We start from the raw sequence: 18,636 nt of genomic DNA on the forward strand, positions 1-18,636 counted from the left end.
ACTGTAGACAAATCTAATCTTTTGATAATTACAGAGATATGAAATTAGCTAAAGTATTTTTTCCTTTCACTGAATAAAAATATTCCTGTATAATTTTTAAAACCCTGTAACTTTGCGCCCCGGTTTGGCTATTTATCTATCTGAAATAACACATATTCATCATGAAACTCTGGCAAAAAGAAAATACAAGCACTGCTGAAACTATCGAAAAATTTACGGTTGGCAAAGATCGGGAAATGGATTTGTATCTGGCTGCAGCGGATGTACTTGGTTCCTTGGCACACACACAAATGCTGGAGTCTATTGGGCTTCTAACGAAAGAAGAGCTTACTCAAATTCATGCTTCACTTAAACACATTTATCAGCATATACAAAAAGGACAATTTGTAATAGAAGATGGGATCGAAGATGTGCATTCCCAAATTGAATGGCTGCTTACACAGACGCTGGGCGAAACAGGAAAGAAAATACATAGTGGCCGTTCCCGTAACGATCAGGTTCTGACAGATATAAAACTCTTCCTGCGGGATCAGGTAACCACTATTGCCAACGAAACCAAACGACTCTTTGATCTGCTTAACACACTAAGTGATCAGTACAAAGATATTCTGCTGCCAGGTTATACCCATTTACAAATTGCGATGCCATCTTCTTTTGGCCTATGGTTTGGTGCCTATGCAGAAAGTTTGGTTGACGATATGTTAGTGCTACAATCTACTTATAAGATTACCAATAAGAATCCTCTGGGCTCTGGAGCAGGCTATGGTTCGTCCTTCCCATTGAATCGTACATTAACCACACAATTGCTTGGATTTGAAACACTCAATTACAATGTTGTATATGCTCAGATGACTCGGGGAAAGACAGAATATAGTGTGGCTACTTCTATTGCAGCCATTGCCTCTACTCTTTCGCGGTTGGCTATGGATGTTTGTCTATACAACAGCCAGAATTTCAGCTTTATTACATTACCTGATGACCTGACCACAGGCTCCAGTATCATGCCACACAAAAAAAATCCGGATGTGGCTGAGTTATTGAGAGGAAAAACGAATCGCCTGAAGGCTCTACCTCAGGAATTGGCACTTTTGATGAGTAATCTTCCATCTGGATATCATCGCGAAATGCAGTTGACCAAGGAGATCTTGTTCCCAGCATTGGATGAGATCCTGAATTGTCTGCAGATTACTCACTTTATGCTGGAACATGTGCGTGTCAAAGAAGATATCTTGCAGGACTCTCGTTATCATTATCTGTTTAGTGTAGAACGGGTTAATGAACTCGTTCTACAAGGGGTTGCTTTCCGTGATGCGTATAAGCAGGTTGGGAAAGAAATTGCAGATGGAACCTATACCCCCAATCTGAACATTCAGCATACACATGAAGGTAGCATCGGTAATCTGTGCAATGCTCAGATTGCCAATGAAATGCAGAAGGTAATGGATGGTTTTAACTTTGAGAAAGCAGAAAAGGCAGTAGCAGACTTGCTCAATGCCTAAGTTTCAATCTATTTTCATCAGTAAAAAAGGGATTCTTTTGCAAAAGAATCCCTTTTTGTTTAAATGTTTGATGTGTTTTCTTTGTCACTAACGACAGAAAAATTGTTGATTCTTACATTGTAGGACAAACAAATATATTTTTATCAATCGGAATATTTGCTTTCATATACGTATACGTTTTTTTAGCTGCTGTAGGGCTGCTTCCTGAGTCTTCGACTGTAAATGGGAACCATACACCGTTCACTTGCCGATAATCAGAATAATAGATCTGAGCACCATCCGGACCTGAAAGATACCTTGTTTGTGACATAACTAACCGATAGGTATCTGCATCAATATAATATAGATCATATGATTTTTTATCTGGTTCTAACTGAACAACAAAGCATCTTTTTCCTTCGATTATATCTTCACCCTGTAGAGAAATCTTATATCCATTTTCTTTATATGGAATAAGTTTGTTAGCGAAAAAGTTGGGTTTACCTGAAGGACGAATAAATTGTAGGCGAAATGAGGTATCCGTTCCAACAATTTTTTTATCTGACAAACAAGAGATTCCACTATTATTACACACTTTCACCATTATATTTGAAGCAGTGTCCGTTAGAAGATATAGTGCCAAACTGGGGCGTGACAAGTAAGCGATCTGCCGTTGTCCTTTTGCATTCACCCATTCCATCTGCATGGTTTGAATGGCATCCAGATTTTCTCTGCCACCCAGAGCAGCAATGTACTTAGTATAGACTTCATCAATAGTTTGGCTCCATACCAGAGCAGGTTTTACAGAAATCAAAAACAGAGTTAAACAGAGAGCGAGTTTGTTTTTCATTGAATTAGAATTAGTAAGATTAAAAAAGAAAGAATGAGCGTTTAAATCATATGTAGTAACAGTACGCTAACTTCTCTAAATCCACATATCTCATTTCTGCACTTACCTGATAATTTTCAACCAATAGCGTGAGTAGGTAATATTAGGATAAATTCAACTATATAAACGATACTTTTATTTTTTATTGTATAGGTTGGTAACTGGTAAAACAAAGAAGATTGTTTATAAATTCATCATCTACTACTATTGTATTTCATAAGGAAGATTCGTATCTCAGCCATATCCTTTGCCAATGATTTTACCGCATTGTTATTTTTATTTTGATTACACACGAAAAATTCAGATTTCCTTTCGAAATTGCCCCCTAAACCTGTAAGACTTTATCAATTTGTTCACGTTTTAATTCATTAATGCATTTATGCCACTTTGGGGAATAGATTTAGGCGGCACAAAGATCGAAGGTGTAATTCTGGAGTCTGCTAATGATACAAAAGTTATCAGCCGATTACGCATTGACACAGAGGCTGATCAAGGCTATGAACACATTCTGGATCGTATCGTATTGCTTGTGCAGAAATTATCTGCTGAATCAGGCCTTACTCCTGTTACATTGGGAATTGGTACACCAGGTACATTAGATCCTATTACACAAACACTGAAAAACAGTAATACTACTTGCATGAATGGAAAACCATTCAAGAAGGATCTGGAGGCGAAACTAGGATTTCCGATTGCATTAGCCAACGATGCCAATTGTTTTGCATTGGCAGAAGCCCGCCTGGGTGCAGCTAAACGTGTAATGCCTGATGCAGAGGTTGTATTTGGGGTGATTATGGGTACTGGTGTAGGGGGAGGGCTGGTTGTACATGGCAAAGTAATTAACGGACGTCAGGGAAATGGCGGTGAGTGGGGACACATTTTTCTGGATGAATCAGGTGGTCCATGTTATTGCGGGCAGACCGGATGTGTTGAAACAGTGATTGCAGGTCCTTCTTTGCAACGATACTATGAGTCGATCAGTGGCAAAAAAGCTACCCTGAAAGAAATAGTAAAAAGTTATGAAGCAGGCAATGACCCACATGCCCAAGCAACCATCAAGCGCCTTCTTGAAATGTTTGGTAAAGGTATATCCGTGATTATCAATATTATTGATCCGGATATCATTGTAATGGGAGGAGGTGTCAGCAATATTGACTTGCTATATACTGAAGGTATTGCAGAAGCTAGCAAACATATTTTTAACACCAAGCTGGATACTATTTTCCTAAAAGCAGAACTAGGTGATAGTGCTGGTGTGTTTGGAGCAGCTATGCTGGTAGGATAAGAATTTTTGATTACAAAAGAAAGGCATCTGTAACAGATGCCTTTCTTATTCAGATTAGGTTTATAAGGGTTTGTTATTTTTATTTCTGACTACGAGCAATAGGGCTTGGAGATGCACTTTGATGAATAAGTTCCATCAATTGTTTTAGTACAGAGTCCCCACCACGAGCATCATCATACACATCACGACCTAAAGCAATCTGCGGACGGATACTGCTTTTTTCCAAATCGTCTTCACGATTTACAATTGAAGTAGACACATATACTTTAGTCAATGTATTTGGTAGATCATATTTTATCAGATCACCAAAAGATACTGCCTGGCAAGCTGCATTCTCTTCACCCACGATAATTCCAACATGTTGATCTTTACACAATTTTACTAACATACTGGCAGCAGAGAAAGTAGCACCATTTGCCAGAATGTAGACTTTACCACTGTATTTCTTTTCAACATTAGTGATAAAGTGTTGTTTGCTGGTAATTTCTACTAAAGTTCCAGGTGCTGCTCTGTCGATACGTGCAGCATATGAATTGCGGCTCAGTTTTTTCATCAATATTTCAATGAAAGAAAGCTTTTTCTGCTCTTTCAGGAATGTACTAGACTTTACCATCACTTTGCTTTCTACATTCACAGGGCTAATATAGCTGAACAAACGATATGCATTGTGTACCAGTCCACCTGGATTGTCACGTAAATCAATTATCAGATTCTGAATATTTTTTGCATTCAGTTGTTTGAAAGAATCTGCAAGGAATTTTTCATATGTAGCATTATCATGCTTATTTTCTGAATTATAGAAAGTATTGATATCCAGATAGGCTGTAGAAGTAGCTTCATCTATATTAAATCTGCGTGTCACTTCATCAACAGCATTGGCAGTATTGATAGTGCTACCCGTAACAGCATCAATTTTTGATTTACGAACAGAACCATCCTGCATCCGGTAAGAGACCTCATACATATCTGTAGGTTCATACAAGGACCAGTACAAAATATCGAATGTAAATACATTCTCCAGTTGACGCCATCTTGCTTTCTCCAGGTTTGCATCTGCACTTAATAAAGGCATCATTTTAGCGATAATCTCTTCAATCGCTACTCCATTTACTGTCAACAACTGACTACCTAGAGCTGTAGAGTCCAGCATAGTAGAATAGTTCTGACGGATATAAGCTTTGTTATCTTCAATGGCCAGGCTCAGAGGAAAGAATTTACCTCTTTCAGATACATAGTTTACCAGTGACTCATTGGACTCTGCATACAGGTGGCCATCCTGAACCAGAGCAACCAGTTCACGAACGATTGTCAGAAATTCATTTTCTGAAATAGTAGAATCTTTTTTCTGATCCAGAAAAGCAATTTTATTGGCAAAAGTCTGATGAAAAGTCAGGCTGTCTGTAAAACAGTACAAACAAGGGTGAGCCTCTTTCATCACAGCCTCCAGTTTACGAAGATCTTCAATACAATCATCTTTTTTGTAACGAACCAAGCTTTTCTGATAAGCAGACGCACTGTAATTCTCAACCCGGTTTGCTTCAGTTTGTGCAAATCCGACCATCATTCCCAAAAAGGTTACAACAAGAAGTAAAGATTGGCGTGTCATAAGTGCAAGTTCAATTGAGTAATATGAGCTTTTGTAAATCTATATACGCTTTTCGGAAAAAAAGTCACCCGGATAATGAATTTTTTGCAAATTCGCGGTTACTTTAAATAAACCATTGAAAATAAGGGAAATAACCTTACAAATTTCACTTACCACACAATCTCTCGAAAAAAAAAGTTTAAAAAAATGTCAAAAACGATGCGAAATATTCACTTGACCCTGCTTTTCTTCCTATGTAATATTTTTTTAGTTTTTGCACAAAACTCAACTTTTGATACAAAGGATGAAATAGAAAAAGAAGTTAGATCGCTGGAAATGAGGCGATTCGAAATGATGGTGCATAAAGACACCAAAGGACTGAGTGAAATTTTAGGTGAAGATTTGGTGTATATTCATGCAAATGGCGTGTTAGAAAAAAAATCTCAATTTTTAGAAACTTTAGACAAAGGGAAGACCTTATACCAGTCTATTCAATCTGAAGAAGTAGGAATACGGGTTATCGGAGATGCCGCAGTTATCAATGGAGTAGCTACTGTACGGGTATGGACAGCAGGTCAGACGCTGGATATGCATCTGCGTTATACAGATGTATATGTGAAAAGAAATGGAAAATGGCAATTGATTTCCTGGCAATCAACACGGATACAACCCTAAACAATGCAGGACTTTAGCATAAAGAAGGCTCATAGATAGAATTAAAGCTAAAAAACAAAACCTCCTGCATTCCCTTTCGGGAATTTTTTCAATCTTTGCGCCTTGAAAATTCTTATCTAACGGTAAAATCCGGAAACAATCAACGGAAAACTATTTTCGTTATGCTGAACCAACGACAAATTATTAAAGACTTACTCCAATCTACTGCATTTGATACGGAGGTACATGTAAAAGGCTGGGTACAAACTACCCGTATGAACCCTTATATTGCTTTCATTGCTTTAAATGATGGTTCTACTATTAATCACCTGCAGATCGTTGCGGATATCTCTATTTTCGGACAAGAGTTTATTGATAAGATCAAAAATACAGGTACCTGTATTGCTGTAACAGGTAAACTGGTAGAGTCCCAAGGTGCTGGTCAGCGAGTAGAGGTACAGGCTACACAGATAGAATTATATGGAGAGTCAGATCCGGTAAGTTATAAACTTCAGGCTAAGCGACACTCTATGGAGTTTATGCGTGAGATTGCACACCTTCGTCCGAGAACCCGTACGTTTGGTGCCATATTACGGATACGCCATACATTGGCTTATGCGGTTCATAAATATTTTAACGATAATGGATTCTTCTATCTGCACACACCTATCATTACAGGTTCAGATGCAGAAGGAGCGGGAGAGATGTTTAGGGTAACAACCCTTGATCCGGTGAACCCACCCCTAACTGAAGATGGACAGGTAGATTACAAACAGGATTTCTTTGGAAAGCCAACGAACCTTACTGTATCTGGTCAATTAGAAGGGGAACTGGGAGCTATGGCCCTTTCTAAGATCTATACTTTTGGACCTACCTTCCGGGCTGAAAACTCTAATACAACACGCCACCTGGCTGAGTTTTGGATGATTGAGCCTGAAGTAGCATTTAACGATCTGGAAGATAACATGAATCTGGCCGAAGATTTCGTTAAGTATGTTATTGGGTATGCGATGGAACATTGTGGTGATGATCTGGCCTTTCTGGAAAACCGCTTGATTGAAGAGGAAAAGAATAAAAAGCAGGAAGAACGAAGTCCTATGCTATTGTTGGAAAAACTTCGTTTTGTACTGGATAACCCGTTTGAACGATTAACCTATACAGAAGCCGTAGATATTCTGGTAAAATCCAAACCTGCTCAAAAAGGGCAGTTCAAGTATCCTGTAAGCTGGGGTATAGATCTGCAATCAGAACACGAACGCTATCTGGTTGAAAAACACTTTAAAAAGCCGGTGATTCTGACCAACTATCCAAAAGATATCAAGGCGTTTTATATGCGTCAGGATGATGATGGAAAGACGGTACGTGCAATGGATGTGTTATTCCCTGGCATTGGAGAAATCATTGGAGGTTCTCAACGGGAAGAACGGTATGAGAAGCTTCATACCAGAATCAAGGAACTACACATTCCGGAAGAAAGTCTTTGGTGGTATATGGAAACCCGTCAGTATGGTACAGCTCCTCATGCTGGTTTTGGTTTAGGTTTTGAACGTTTGGTGTTGTTTGTGACTGGTATGACTAACATTCGTGATGTGATTCCATTCCCAAGAACCCCACAAAATGCAGAGTTCTGATCGTGACTATTCTATTTATACATAAAATAAAAAGCGTCTGACATATATCAGGCGCTTTTTGTTTTATCTTTATCGAACTACCTTCTTCTTTTACAAAATACTTGATTGGGTATAATCTCTTAAAGAATAAACTGTACATAACTTTATGCAGAGTTTGCGGTGAATTCCGGTCACTTTTTCTTCTTGCGGTGAGTTATGCGCAAACAAAAAAATAATCGGAATTCCGGTCAAAAAATAGTTTGCCATGAGTTATGTGTAAACAAAAAAATGATTGGAACTCTGGTTAAAATAAAAAAGTGATTGGATCTATACACAATTTGTTCATGGATCGATGGACCTGCCTTACCTTCTCTAAAAATATTTTGCAAAGAATAATTAGCAAACATAAAATAATCAGAATTCGGGTCAGACTTTAAAATGATTATTATTTGAATTTTTCAAAGTGATTACTATTCTAGTTAAAAACACTTTTTGTCAGAGATCATCTTAACTCATTTACCCTTCATCCTATCACGTAATTAACCCACTGTAATATCTGAATTTCTACTCTAGTACAGGGAACAGGTTTTGTTTTTGTTAGTAGGTCACTTCCAAAGACTATGTAATATGAAACAGATAAAAATCTTTGCAGGGCATCTTATGCTCCTTTTAGCTTTATCTCATTGCAACTCGCAATCCCAACAGAAAGAGAATGAAGCATCTGGTAACACAAGCCGTAAAGAAGAACTGGCAACCCAAACAGTTTCCATGCCTAAACCCTACGAAACCAAGTCGGTAAAAAACTTTAGTAAAGTACTGGGTTGGTCTGGAAATCAAAAACCAACAGCTCCTCAAGGCTTTACTGTGACTAAGTTTGCCACAGATCTGATTAATCCACGATGGGTTTATGCTGCACCGAATGGAGATATATTTGTAGCCGAAGCTAATACAGAATCAGAAGGAGTAAAGAAAATTGCAGATGTAGCCACAGGTAAGGCCAAGTCACAACGACTTGGTGCAAGTGCTAACCGCATTACACTCTTCAGAGATACGAATAAGGATGGCAAACCTGATATGCGACATGTATTTCTAACAGATCTGAATCAGCCATTTGGTATGCTGGTACTGGGTAACTTTTTCTACGTTGCCAATACAGATGGACTCTGGCGATATCCTTATCAGGAAGGACAAACGCAGATGAAAGCTAAGGGAGAAAAAATCGCGAGCCTGCCAGCAGGTGGTTACAATAATCACTGGACCCGTAATGTGATTGCTAACTTTGAAGGGTCTAAGATTTATGTATCTATCGGTTCGGGAAGTAATGTAGCAGAACATGGCATGGACAATGAGAAGCGAAGAGCCAATATTCTGGAAATGAATCCTGATGGCACACAAGAACGCATCTACGCAAGCGGCTTACGAAATCCGGTAGGCATGGACTGGGTTCCTGGCACTAATACCTTATGGACTACAGTAAACGAACGGGATGAACTAGGTGATGAACTGGTGCCAGATTATATGACCAGTGTAAAAGAAGGAGGATTTTATGGGTGGCCTTATGCCTATTTTGGCCCTAACGAAGATCCTCGTCTTAAAGGAGAGAATCCCGAACTGGTACAGAAAACGATTGTACCAGATGTGGCACTAGGTTCTCATACAGCTTCATTGGGATTAACATTCTATGATAAAAAAGCTTTTCCTGCCAAATATCAAAATGGTGCTTTTATTGGCCAGCATGGCTCCTGGAACCGGTCAGAGCTTTCCGGATACAAAGTAGTATTTGTTCCATTCAAAAATGGAAAACCTGCAGGTCAGCCTGAAGATTTTTTGACAGGCTTTGTTGCGGATCAGGATCAAAGCAGAGTATATGGGCGCCCGGTGGGCGTAGAAGTTTTGGCAGATGGATCTTTACTTGTGGCTGATGATGCTGCCAATACGCTTTGGCGGGTAAGTGCTCAATAAAACAAAAGATTTACTTCTTTTCAATATCTTAGCTCTCCTTTGATGTAATTATAGACACATCAAAGGGGAGTTTTTATTTATCAAAAAGTCAGGAGTTTTTCTTAGTAAAGAAATAGTTTACAAACGGGAATACCGTATCTTTGGGCATGAAGTTCAAACACCAACCTGATCAAGCCCGTAAGGCAAGCGATTACACCATGAAAGAAGCCATTGATGAGCTTTTACGTGTATATCGGCTACGTAGTAAGTTTGATGAAACTCATGTGGTTCATGCATGGGGGCGTATTATGGGTGTGGCCATTGCCCGGCGTACTGAAAGGGTATATGTACAGGATCGTAAGTTATTTCTTCAAATCACTTCTCCTTCTCTGGCAAATGAACTTTTACTGGGAAAATCCAGAATTATTGAACTTCTGAATGAAGAAGTAAAAGCCAATGTTATTGATGATGTTGTGTTTCTATAATTGTTTAATCAGTTGCTCCGTTTGTCTTAAAAAACACAGGACAGGATTACAATAAACACAAAAAAAATCCTATATTCGCTTTCGGAGAAACCGATCTTTGTATTAACCAGACAACATTGAATTTTGAGATAAAACTTCCTCTTTTTGAGGGACCTTTCGACCTACTGCTTTTCTTTATTGAAAGGGATGAGTTAGATATACATGATATTCCTATCTCACGAATTACAGATGAGTTTCTAACGTATCTTCATAAACTTGAAGCCATCAATATTGATCTGGCCAGCGAATTTATTCTGGTAGCAGCCACTCTGATGCGTATCAAGGCCAAGATGTTATTACCTCGTCCTGAGCTTGATGAACAAGGCAATGAGATAGATCCTCGGGATGAACTGGTAAAGCACCTGCTTGAATACAAAAAATACAAATCTGTGATTGGTGAATTTTCTAAATGGGAAGAAGACCGACAGAATCAGGAAGTACGAGGAAATATTGTAAAAGAACTGCATAGCATTGCGGAAAAAAGCAATGTTGATGTAGAACTTCAGGACCTGGACCTTTACAAACTACTAAAAGTATATCAAAAAGTACTGACCCGCTACCAGATCAATCAGAACCGCCCTATACATAAAGTAATTCAGTATCCATATACAATTGAAGGTCAAAAAAAATGGATTACGGAACGCCTAAATGCCGACTACCGGCTTTCCTTTACTGATATTATTGCCTTGAATGACAGCAAAATTGCCGTTATCTATAACTTTCTTGCTATCCTGGAAATGATTCAGTATGGGTTAGCCTATATACGGGTAGGTGAAGGTTTCAATAACTTCTGGATCGAACGCAAAGAAGAAAAAGAAGAACAGGAAGCCCTTGTTGAAGGCGAATAATAAAGTAAAGAATCTGTATAGAAATGGGAGCGAATACACTCCCATTTTTCATTTATCAGCTATCTGTATCTTTTCCCTTTATCTGGCAGGCTCTTCGTCTCGTTTCCTTCTCCACATTCCAAACAATTCCCCAAAAACAGTTCCTTCCACAATCCGACGAAATACATTGTAATACAGTGTAAGATATAATAGTCCTGTCATCATCCACATCATAATCATATTAAACCACAAGGTAGGAATCTGAATGCCCAGAAAAGGCTTGCTGGGAGCATAAAAGTGTGTTCGCCAATCCCAAAAGCTACCTGTAACTACAGGCGTATGATAAATAGGATAGATCTTCTGAATCAAACTACCTTTGTATTCTATGATTCTATTCTCTGTTGTTGAATTTGTAGCCAGCTTTCCAATAATCTCATTGTAATAACGGGCACGTTGCTCAATCAGTTGCTGACGGGCTTCCTCTCCTTGAGTTATTCTCCGCATCAAGCTATCCCGTTGGTCATAAGCCTTATTGTATTTCTGTAAATAAAATAAACGTGATCTATCCAGAAAATGCTTGAGTCGTATAGCCAGTTTATGTGTAAATCGTGTAGGTGTAATGCTATCTACTCCTGCAAAACGCATAGTAGGATTCTCAGTCATTTCATGTTTTACTTCATGTCGCAATACTTCCAGATAATCAATATATTGTTCATTATAGAGCCTGTCTTCTGCATCCTCCAGACTCATACAATATTCCAATTTTGATGATAAGGTCGGCAGATAATATGTCTTTTTGTAATCTGCTACAGCAATATCTTTATCATACGGGTAGAAGCGCTTTTCATATCGGTTATGCATAAACTGCTCAACTACCAATGCTTCAAATCCCCAGCGTGAAGCCATAAAATCACCCATCACGGGTACCTCTCCCTGTTTATAGATAGCAGGATTGATCTCATCAAACTTTATTACGATCCCTCCAAGTACTAGTTGTGGAATAAGCAGTATAGGAATCAGAATGTAGATAGTAATAACTGAATTAAATGTGGCAGAAACATTAAGGCCCAGCATATTCGCAAAACATGCCCCACTAAAGAGTACAAAGAAGTAGGTGAGATCCATACCATCAATACCTACAACCCGATTGGCAACTAATATATAACTTACCGTTTGTATAACTGAGAAACCAAATAATACAAACACCTTTGAAGACAGATAACTATTACGACTTAAATGTAGAAAAGCTTCTCGTTTTCTCGTTTTAGCATCTTTAATAATTTCCTCTGCACTTATGGTTAAACCCATAAACAGAGAAATGATAATACTCATAAAGATAAAAGCTGGAATATTGACATTCTCAGCAAATATGTATGTCCCTTTATTTGTTAGTTCATCTACCGGATGATAACGTACTATATATGATAATATCAACGCAAGCAAAGGTGCTTGTATAAGATTGATTGTAATATACTGTCTGTTACTAAGCTTGGCCAGAATATCACGTATAGTATAGATACTCCACTGTCTAAGTCGGTTCGGGATATTTAAGGTATGTGGCGGTTGCTCACGTGTGGGAGTTAAAACAGGTAGCTTGACTTTCTCTTTAAAATAATAATACCATCTTTGTGGGGAGATTTTACGGTCTGTGGTTGGATTGCCATACTCATCTACAACTTTAGCTTCTAGTATGTTAAAGATTTGTTCTGAGTTAATTTCCAGTCTATCTACCTGATGTACCAGATTTTTGAAATAGAGAACACCTTCTGTTGGGTTCCCATAATAAACCTGATAACCACCTGTATCCATCACAATTAGTTTGTCAAACATCTTGAAGATTTCAGGAGAGGGCTGATGGATAACCACAAAGATCAATTTGCCCAGCATGGTTAACTCCCGCAATAAATCCATGATGTTTTCAGAATCCCGTGAAGATAATCCTGACGTTGGCTCATCCACAAACATCACAGAGGGTTGCCTTACCAGCTCCAAACCTATATTCAGACGCTTTCGTTGACCACCACTAATCGTTTTATCAAGAGAAGAGCCTACACGTAAGTCCTTTACCTCATATAACCCAAGGCTTCGTAATGTTTGTACAACCAAACGATTTACATCAAACTCCGACAGATGTGCAAAACAGAGTTGGGTAGTGAAATACAGGTTCTGATAGACAGTTAGCTCTTCAATCAGGAAGTTTTGCTGTGGTACATAGCCAATTACACCCTGTACACAATTTGCCTGCCTGTGAATATCCAATCCGTTGATTAGTACGCGGCCTCTTTGCGGATGCAAATTTCCATTAAGGACGTTTAACAAAGTTGATTTCCCAGAACCACTTGCTCCCATGATCGCTACCAGTGTACCTGATTCTTCTGCGATATTCACAGGATGTAATCCCTGTTTTCCATTAGGAAAGAAAAACTCCATCTCCTTTACCTCAAAAACAATACGCTGAATACGTTCAGAACGTAAAAAATGACCTATAATGTCACTGTAATAGATTGTTTCCGAAGATGCCCTAATTACGCTGCCACTAGTTAGAGGTGTGACATAATGTGATTTAAGTTGTTGGCCATTCAGAAATACCTCAGTAGCAGGGTGTGCCGCTCCTAACAGATACATATCTCCTTCTGTAAGACGGAGTACACCTAGTGTGCTCTTTATTCCGGGTTTTTGTAAATAGGCAGATATCAGATCTTTGGGAGGATCTTGTGAGTCTATCAGTAGTACATTTTCGGATTGAACACTATAAATGTCCCTTGTCTCCACAAACTCACGAATAGTTGTGTATATACTTTTTTCAACATGCAAAGCTTCACACACTAACCGCATAAAATGATCTTCTGAAGAAGAAAATGTATTGTCAGCTAAACCTATTTCAATCAGACGTAAAACGATGATGATCTTTTGCTTGAGTTCTAGCTCGCTATTGATCTGGGAGCAAATGCGGTAGATCTCCTCATCTGCCGATGAGGAGGTTTTCAGATAGTTCTCGAATGCACGGATATAGGTAGGGACTGACTCATCGTCAACATTTTCGTATAAAAACTTTCGAATTGTTTCCCGTTCTTCTTCTGAAATACCATCAATTCTCGCACTGATGGCAAGTAGTTGTAAAATGGCTTTTAATACTTGTTCTCTCACAGAATATTGAAATGTATGCGTTGTTTGAGGCTAACAATATGTCAGCATTAGACTTAACTCCTTTCAAAATTATAAACCTCTCTCATGATTATAAAAACGAGAGGAAGTAAATTTTTTGAAAAAATTACGGGAAAAAAATGGGGAATAAAAACCAAAAAATATTTTATCTGATTCTTATATGCTATTCAGATGTTTGGCAAAAAGCAACAAACACGCGTTTTTATTTGAATTTCCCTATTTTATCCCTCTATAAGCTAGCTACAGAAGATTGTATTTTCTCTATTATTGATATAAAATAAACTTAAATCCTGAAGACGTAGTTATAATAAAATCTTCGTCAATTTTTCTCACTATTCTTATCCTGCCATGAAAGACACAACCACAATCAATGCCGCAACTGCCGGAACATTTATACTTGCAGGAGATTTACCTGTCAATCGAATGGGGTATGGAGCCATGCGCATTACCGGACAAGGCATTTGGGGACCGCCTGAAGACCGGGCAGAAGCTATACGTGTACTTAAAAAAGCCGTTGAAGTAGGAGTAAATTTTATTGATACAGCAGATAGCTATGGCCCTGATGTTTCAGAAGAAATTATAACAGAAGCTCTTTATCCTTATCCCAAAGATCTGGTCATTGCCACTAAAGGAGGCTTTACCCGTACAGGACCTAACCAATGGTCAGTGAACGGGCAACCCAAACATTTGAAAGCAGCTCTGGAAGGAAGTTTGAAACGCCTGAGGCTTGATACAATAGATTTGTATCAACTCCATCGATTTGACCCTCAAGTACCTGTGGAAGAATCTCTTGGAGTATTAAAAGATGCTCAGGATAAAGGCCTGATTCGCCATATTGGTTTATCAGAGGTTTCTATTCAGCAGATTGAACAGGCTAGTAAACTTGTAAAAGTTGTATCTGTTCAGAATATGTATAACTATGGAAATCAACGCTGGAATGACGTATTAACCTGGTGTGAACAAAATCAGGTTGCATTTATTCCATGGTATCCTTTACAAGCAGGTGATCTAAGTGCCGAAAAAGCATTAAAGAAAGTGGCAGAGAAACACAATGCTTCTGAGTATCAGATTGCATTAGCATGGCTATTAAAAGCCTCTCCTGTTACACTTCTGATTCCTGGAACATCCTCTGTCGACCATCTGGAAGACAATGTATCGGCTGTCAATATTTCATTGGATGAAGAAGATATGAGATTGTTGCCCAGAAAATAAGTTTATACTAAAAGGGTGTTGTAAGAATATGCAACGCCCTTTTAGTAAGAATAATGTTTATATACTACTTACATTCTCCTGTTCTTTCAGCATCAATGCTATTCGTATTTTTTCATAGCTATGCTTCTGATCTAGATACTCAAACAGTGGTTGTAGTCTGTCTCCTTTTTGCATTCCCAGTTTTTTGGCTCCAGCCAGTATATTGTTTTTATCTTCCACTGATATAAAACGACTCCAATCAATGACAATACCCTGCTGACTTAGTTTTAGGAAATGTGTAAATATCGTTCCTGGAGACATATTCCGCTTTGTAGCAATATCTTCAATGTTATTTCCCTGTTCATACAATTGCTGTGTCAGTTGATAGGTATCCACATCTGCTAATCGGGCAGCACCTTTGTTTTGAGCCAGAAAATCCAGAATAGCATTCAAAAATGTCTCACCATATCGGTTAAATTTCTCCTGACCCACACCCGTAATATTCAGCATTTCTGTCTTAGTTACAGGTTTCTTTTGTGCCATATCCGAAAGTGAAGCATCACTGAAAACAATGTATGCAGGTACTCCTTCATTATCAGCTAGTTTTTTGCGGATGGTACGAAGATGTTCAAATAGCTCATCCCGAATAATTTCGCGTTTGGTTTTCACAGGCTCTGTTGTTTCTACAACAGCTGCTTTACGTTCTGAGAAAGGCACAAAAGCGGATAACTGTACCGGACGATTTTCTTTTAATACCTGCCAACTGGCTGTATTTAACTTAAATACATGTCCTTCATCATAGGCAATATCCATAATGCCCAGATTCAGCATCTGGTAGATATAATCAACCCATTCTTCATAGCGAACATCCTTACCAGTACCAAATGTTTTCAACTGCTGATATCCTTTTGCTGTTATCTCATGCCGATAGGAACCTCTTAGTATATCAATCAGAAGACCCAGTGCTACTTTTTCGTTGGTACGAGCAATCGCAGAGAGTGCTTTTTGCGCAAGTACTGTTCCATCAAATTTGGTACGAGGGTTTTTACATACATCACAATTGCCACAATCAGTATCTATACTTTCATTGAAATAGCTAAGTAGTACCCGTCTACGGCATATATCAGATGTTGCATACTGCTTCATTCGATCCAGTTTGGCATTAAGTAGTTCTTTACGTTCAGGAGATGCTTTCTCATTAAAATCCATTTGCATCATCACATCTGCGTAACTATAAAATAAAAGGGTATCACTAGGTAAACCATCACGCCCAGCACGTCCGATCTCCTGGTAGTAACTTTCAACATTTTTAGGAATGTTATAATGAATTACCCAACGCACATTTGATTTGTCGATACCCATCCCAAAAGCAATAGTTGCTACAATAATCTGTACGTCATCCTTCAAAAATTCATCTTGTACTGTGGATCTTTCATCATTATCCATACCCGCATGATAGTACTTTGTTTTATAGCCAAGTTCGTTTAGCTTAGCTGCTACTGATTCTGTAGACTTACGACTCAGACAATACACAATACCTGGTTGATTCGGATGTTTTAAAAGAAATTCATGAATCGCCTTCATCCGGTTACGGCCTTGCAAAACCGTCAGACTCAAATTAGGTCTGTCAAATGAGGCTATAAATACCTTTGCTTCTGCAATATCCAGTTGTTGAAGAATGTCCTTTCGGGTTACTTTATCTGCAGTAGCCGTAAGAGCCACCACAGGTACCTCTGGAAAGGATTCTTTCAGAATACTAAGTTGGGTATATTCCGGACGAAAATCATGTCCCCAAAAAGAGACACAGTGAGACTCATCTACTGCAAACAGATTGACAGGAAGGGTATGTAAAAAGGCAAGAAAGCCATTAGCAAAGATTTTCTCAGGGGAGACGTATATAATTTTAATTTTCCCACTCTCACAATCTTTAAGAATCGCATTTTGCTCAGACGTATTGAGTGTACTATTGATATAGGCTGCCTCAATCCCATTGGCTTTTAATGCCTGTACCTGATCTTTCATTAAAGCAATCAGTGGTGAGATAACCACTGTTATTCCAGGCAAAACCATTGCAGGTACCTGATAACAGATTGATTTTCCACCACCTGTAGGCATGAGAACCAAACAATCTTTTTTGCCAAGTATTGTATCTATAATCTCTGCCTGTAACGGGCGAAATGCATCATACCCAAAATATTGTTTGAGAACAGCTTCTTTAGTCATGGTTTGAATACAAATAAAAAGTAGCACCAGATCATTATCTGTGCTGCGAGGATAAAGACAAATAAATATTTATTCTTTCAGAGACAAAGATGTAAACGCTTCTGATTCGATTAACCAGAGTACTTCTTTGTTTTTAACGCTGCTGTGGGCTAGAATCTTTTAATCCTAACTTAGTAAGATGACCTTATCTATTTGCAAAGATACTATTTTACTTCACTCTCTTCGAGTAAATACTCTCCCTGAGAGGCAATTTCGCCTAAAGATAGACCCGCAGCTTCGAAAACAACTTTCTTAATAAGTTCTACATGTGTTTGAGTGATAAAGTGGCCAGCAAGTGGCAGGAACATGAAGCGGGCCTTTTTACATTTGATGTGTTTTTTGGCAAATGTCAGGTTGAGAGGATCTGCAATCCAGTCTTTTCCGCCCTGCAATACAGTAAGAGGAGTATTCAATTGTTGCCATTTAGGCTCTAGTTCGCGTAGCTCACTAGCATGAGCAAATTTTTCTGCAGTAGCTACAACAAATGAATGTGGTAAAAACCATTGTACTACCCGATAGCGGGCTGCTCGTGCAAACCAGAATATTTTTTCTTTTTCAGGGTCAATAGGAGGAGCCACCATACATAGGTATTTTACCTTTTCTGGCGCCAAAAGCGTCAGCTGTGCAGCAATAGCAGCTCCATACGATCTGCCTACTACAATAGCAGGCTGGCTTTTTGTGGCTTCATTTAATAAAGGTAATATTCCCTGTGCCTGCTTTTCGATAGATGTTACAGCAAACTGGTTTTTACGTTTAGATTTGCCATACCCCAGACGGTCTACTGCAATAATGTGAAAATGTTTTTGCAACACTGTATCATCCAACATATTCATATAGCCATACCAGCCACCAGGGGCACCATGAATTAGTAATAAAGTAGGTAAAGTATCAGAGCCAACACTCGCATAGTGTAAGGTTACTGAGTCATTTTGAATCGAATGGAAAGTAGGTTTGACAGGAAGATGTTTGTAGTGCTTGGCAAACTTCTTATCCGTCATAATCTGACCCCGAAAACATCCTGTTGCTGTAGCTAAAAATAGAAACAAAACAACATACTTCACAAGATAAGTCTGAATGAAAACGATTCGATTCATAATTTACTACAACATTTATAATTGGCTTATCCTAACTAAATAATCCTGCCAGATCCATCTAACAGGATGTTTTTATGGCTTTTATACTGAGGCAGTATTTCTATTTTATAGGAAGACGAGTGGCGGGTTGC

Annotated in this window: 13 protein-coding genes; 8 read left to right on the forward strand and 5 right to left on the reverse strand. The window is 38.6% G+C overall.

Annotated elements, in window-relative coordinates; translation table 11 throughout:
- Positions 1-161: 161 nt before the first annotated feature.
- Entirely contained in the window at positions 162-1,499 is a 1,338-nt protein-coding gene (gene argH, locus QNI15_RS19230; RefSeq protein ID WP_314033068.1) for an argininosuccinate lyase, read from the forward strand.
- Between the two features lie 112 nt (positions 1,500-1,611).
- Here the strand turns inward: argH and QNI15_RS19235 are convergent, their stop codons facing one another.
- Positions 1,612-2,328: an outer membrane lipoprotein-sorting protein gene (locus QNI15_RS19235; protein WP_314033070.1), complete on the reverse strand. Its 717-nt coding sequence runs from the start codon at positions 2,326-2,328 to the stop codon at positions 1,612-1,614.
- Positions 2,329-2,746: 418 nt separating this feature from the next.
- Between QNI15_RS19235 and QNI15_RS19240 the strand changes: the two genes are divergently transcribed.
- Positions 2,747-3,652: an ROK family protein gene (locus tag QNI15_RS19240; RefSeq protein WP_314033072.1), complete on the forward strand. Its 906-nt coding sequence runs from the start codon at positions 2,747-2,749 to the stop codon at positions 3,650-3,652.
- Between the two features lie 79 nt (positions 3,653-3,731).
- Here QNI15_RS19240 and QNI15_RS19245 read toward each other — a convergent pair whose 3' ends face one another.
- Positions 3,732-5,258 (reverse strand): S41 family peptidase, encoded by a 1,527-nt coding sequence (locus QNI15_RS19245; RefSeq protein WP_313991090.1) that lies wholly within the window; start codon positions 5,256-5,258, stop codon positions 3,732-3,734.
- A 198-nt stretch (positions 5,259-5,456) separates the two neighbouring features.
- Between QNI15_RS19245 and QNI15_RS19250 the strand changes: the two genes are divergently transcribed.
- The 5 genes from QNI15_RS19250 to QNI15_RS19270 all read left to right on the forward strand — a co-directional run bounded on the left by QNI15_RS19250 (position 5,457) and on the right by QNI15_RS19270 (position 10,814).
- The gene (locus QNI15_RS19250) at positions 5,457-5,912 is read left to right on the forward strand and encodes a nuclear transport factor 2 family protein (protein WP_313991087.1); all 456 of its coding nucleotides are present in this window, start codon (positions 5,457-5,459) and stop codon (positions 5,910-5,912) included.
- Positions 5,913-6,073: 161 nt separating this feature from the next.
- On the forward strand, positions 6,074-7,522 hold the full coding sequence (asnS, locus tag QNI15_RS19255) for an asparagine--tRNA ligase (protein ID WP_313991084.1): 1,449 nt from the start codon (positions 6,074-6,076) through the stop codon (positions 7,520-7,522).
- Positions 7,523-8,128: 606 nt separating this feature from the next.
- On the forward strand, positions 8,129-9,463 hold the full coding sequence (locus tag QNI15_RS19260; RefSeq protein WP_314033074.1) for a PQQ-dependent sugar dehydrogenase: 1,335 nt from the start codon (positions 8,129-8,131) through the stop codon (positions 9,461-9,463).
- 146 nt (positions 9,464-9,609) lie between these two features.
- Positions 9,610-9,927, forward strand: coding sequence for a DUF721 domain-containing protein (locus tag QNI15_RS19265; protein ID WP_313979241.1), 318 nt, complete (start codon positions 9,610-9,612; stop codon positions 9,925-9,927).
- A 116-nt stretch (positions 9,928-10,043) separates the two neighbouring features.
- The gene (locus QNI15_RS19270) at positions 10,044-10,814 is read left to right on the forward strand and encodes a segregation and condensation protein A (RefSeq protein ID WP_313991078.1); all 771 of its coding nucleotides are present in this window, start codon (positions 10,044-10,046) and stop codon (positions 10,812-10,814) included.
- Between the two features lie 78 nt (positions 10,815-10,892).
- Here QNI15_RS19270 and QNI15_RS19275 read toward each other — a convergent pair whose 3' ends face one another.
- On the reverse strand, positions 10,893-13,940 hold the full coding sequence (locus QNI15_RS19275) for an ATP-binding cassette domain-containing protein (RefSeq protein WP_314033076.1): 3,048 nt from the start codon (positions 13,938-13,940) through the stop codon (positions 10,893-10,895).
- A 366-nt stretch (positions 13,941-14,306) separates the two neighbouring features.
- On the opposite strand from QNI15_RS19275, the gene QNI15_RS19280 reads away from it, so the two are divergent.
- Positions 14,307-15,170: an aldo/keto reductase gene (locus QNI15_RS19280; RefSeq protein ID WP_314033078.1), complete on the forward strand. Its 864-nt coding sequence runs from the start codon at positions 14,307-14,309 to the stop codon at positions 15,168-15,170.
- A 57-nt stretch (positions 15,171-15,227) separates the two neighbouring features.
- On the opposite strand, the gene recQ is transcribed toward QNI15_RS19280, so the two are convergent.
- Together recQ and QNI15_RS19290 are read right to left on the reverse strand one after the other, a co-directional pair.
- Positions 15,228-17,372 (reverse strand): DNA helicase RecQ, encoded by a 2,145-nt coding sequence (gene recQ, locus QNI15_RS19285; RefSeq protein WP_314033080.1) that lies wholly within the window; start codon positions 17,370-17,372, stop codon positions 15,228-15,230.
- 203 nt (positions 17,373-17,575) lie between these two features.
- On the reverse strand, positions 17,576-18,505 hold the full coding sequence (locus QNI15_RS19290) for an alpha/beta fold hydrolase (RefSeq protein ID WP_313991069.1): 930 nt from the start codon (positions 18,503-18,505) through the stop codon (positions 17,576-17,578).
- Positions 18,506-18,636 lie beyond the last annotated feature (131 nt).

The organism is Xanthocytophaga flava (assembly GCF_030068545.1).
GTDB classification, from domain to species: domain Bacteria; phylum Bacteroidota; class Bacteroidia; order Cytophagales; family 172606-1; genus Xanthocytophaga; species Xanthocytophaga flava.